At 63.5% G+C, this 2,288-nt stretch carries 3 protein-coding genes; all 3 read right to left on the reverse strand.

Annotation, left to right across the window (positions count from 1 at the left end):
• Positions 1–54: 54 nt before the first annotated feature.
• Complete coding sequence (locus P272_RS08985; protein ID WP_015022035.1) at positions 55–402, reverse strand: hypothetical protein; 348 nt, start codon at positions 400–402, stop codon at positions 55–57.
• Positions 403–426: 24 nt separating this feature from the next.
• On the reverse strand, positions 427–696 hold the full coding sequence (locus P272_RS09375; RefSeq protein ID WP_033512165.1) for a hypothetical protein: 270 nt from the start codon (positions 694–696) through the stop codon (positions 427–429).
• Between the two features lie 177 nt (positions 697–873).
• A partial coding sequence (locus tag P272_RS0108510) for a ParB/RepB/Spo0J family partition protein (protein WP_024628118.1) occupies positions 874–2,288 on the reverse strand: 1,415 nt, incomplete at its 5' end.

Here is a 2,288-nt window from a genome sequence, read left to right on the forward strand (position 1 = left end):
GCATGGAAAAAGGGACCCCGTTGAGGGGTCCCTTGATGATGTTGCCCTGATGGGTCAGGCCATCTGGCTTCGGAGTCCTGGGTAGTGGTGTGCCAGGTATTCGGCGGTGGCTTGGCGGATCAGTGCCGATAGGTTGGTGCCTTCTGTTTTGACGGCGGCTTCGGCCCATTGGTCCAGGGCCGGGGTGGTGCGTACCTGCCAGGTTTTGCTGGTGGGTTGTTTGAGTTCGTCGCGGGGGCGGCCGGCGAAGATGGAGAGCAGGTCGTCGTCGGTCAGGGGGCCGGCGTCGTAGCCCCGGTATACCCGGGTGCCTTCGATGGGTGTGAATTGGCCGGCGTCGGCCATGCGGTCGAGTGCTTCGGCGTGTGCTGCCCTGTCGGCGGGTGTCTGTGTGTTGGTCATGGTCTGGCTCCTTGTTGGTTGTGTCTATTGGTATCTGAGATGTTGCCACCGGCTGGTCAGCGGCATGGCGTGGAAGGCGTGGAGCTGGCCGTCCTGCCATTTGCTGACGATGACTTCGAGCAGGTTGTCGGGTAGGGCCCCGGGGTGTGGCTGGCCGACGAAGACCACCGTCATCTCGTCGCCGTAGCCCTCGATTTGTTCGTGGCCTATGGAGTGGAGGACCGCGTGCCTGATTTCGTCGTCGGCGCAGCCGTGCTTGCGGGCTGATTGCTCTATCTCGATCTCCATGACCATGAGTGTAGTACAAATTGCACATACAAACCAGTCGTGCGTTCCTCGCGTTGCGGTCTGGCTGTCCGAACGCGGGGCGTTCGACGATGCCGATTCCACCCCGTGGGGTGGCGCGAGGCATCGCTGCGCCGCCGCCGGCAGCCGGCCCCGCTTGGTGGCGGGGCCGGCTGCGGGGTTCATTCACTCTTTGGTGTCCTCCTCCTGGTCGCCGTCGTCTGTTTCATCTTCGTTCCCTTCGTTGTCTTCCTCTTCAGGTCGGGGCACCAGGTCGCCGTCGAGACCGGATTGCTCTTCGTCGCTGATGGCGTAGCCTGCGGTTTGGAGGGCACGGTAGAGGGGTTTGAGCAGGCCGTCTATGTCGTCTTGGCTGCGCCAGGTCTCGTGGTTGATCTGTGTCTCCATGATGGCGTGGCACAGGGCGAAGGCCGTCTGGGTGCGGCGACTCTCGTCAAGGTCGGCCTTTTGCGCCAGCTCGGCTTCCTGGTCCTGGACGATGGCGCGCCATGTGTCCCGCACCTGGTCCCGGCTGACCCACCAGGTGCGTTGGCTCGCTTGGGCGATGACCAGCATGGACAGGGCCTGGGACTGGTTTTTGGCGGGGCGTTTGAGGGACATGAGCCGTTGCGTGTAGGCCAGCCGCAGGTCGTGGCTTGCCGTGTCCAGTTGCTTGGCCGGTGCGATTTCGGCTTCTTGTTCGGCTTGCCACCTGGCCAGGTCATCCTCTCTTTGCCGGCGTTCGTCCTCCTGGTCCTGTTGGGTGTATGGCTCCAGCAGGGTGATTTTGACGCGCCACTGTCCGCCACGGTCGAGCAGTCCGGCGGCCGTGGGTTTGTCGCCTTCCCATTCCTCCAGCCATGTGTCGAGGGCCTGCTTGGGGTCGGGGTCGGTATCCGGGGAGAATCGGGCGATGGTGCGCCAACCTTCCGGGTCAGACCAGGATTGTGATGGTGTCAGCGGCACGATGGGCAGCCCGGCCTGCTTGATGGCTTCCTGGGCCTGTTCGATCCACTTGTCCAGCGACCGTTTGGCCTGGACCTGGTGCAGTGTCATGTTCCAGTTGTTGGTGCCTGCGGCTTTGATGAGCTGGTCTTGCAGGCCTTCGTCGTCGCGGAAGTCGGCTATCGTCTCCAATTCCTCGAAGCTCAGCTGGGATGGCAGCGCGAGTATTTTCTCGTCGTCGATGGACGATATTTTGAGCCGTCGCTGCACGGTGCTGCGGCTGCGGCCAGTGGCTTTGGCCATCTGGTCCACGTCTTCGCCAAGGTCCAGGAGGTGGGCGTATCCGCGTGCCTCGTCCAGGGCGGTGAGCTGGTCACGGTGTATGTTCTCTACCAGCATCACCTCCGCCTGGGTCTGCTCGTCCATGTCGGTGATGATACAGGGCACGGTTGCAAGGCCGGCCTGCTCGGCGGCCGCCAGCCGCCGGTGTCCGATGACCAGGGTGTGCCGCCCCTCCTGGTTCGCCGGTGTGACGACCAGGGCCTGCTGTATGCCTTGGGACGCGATGCTCATGGCCAGCTCCGACACGTCTCCTATCTCGCTTCGGGGGTTGGCGTCGTTGGGCCTGATGGCGTCGATGGGCAGCATGGTCACTG

It is taken from the genome of Bifidobacterium sp. 7101 (genome assembly GCF_000499285.1).
In the GTDB taxonomy this organism is placed as follows: Bacteria; Actinomycetota; Actinomycetes; order Actinomycetales; family Bifidobacteriaceae; genus Bombiscardovia; species Bombiscardovia apis_A.

Bases quoted from the DNA above. Each gene is read 5' to 3' on its own strand.
- P272_RS09375 (WP_033512165.1), bottom strand. From the start codon at position 696: ATGGTCATGGAGATCGAGATAGAGCAATCAGCCCGCAAGCACGGCTGC.
- P272_RS08985 (WP_015022035.1), bottom strand. From the start codon at position 402: ATGACCAACACACAGACACCCGCCGACAGGGCAGCACACGCCGAAGCA.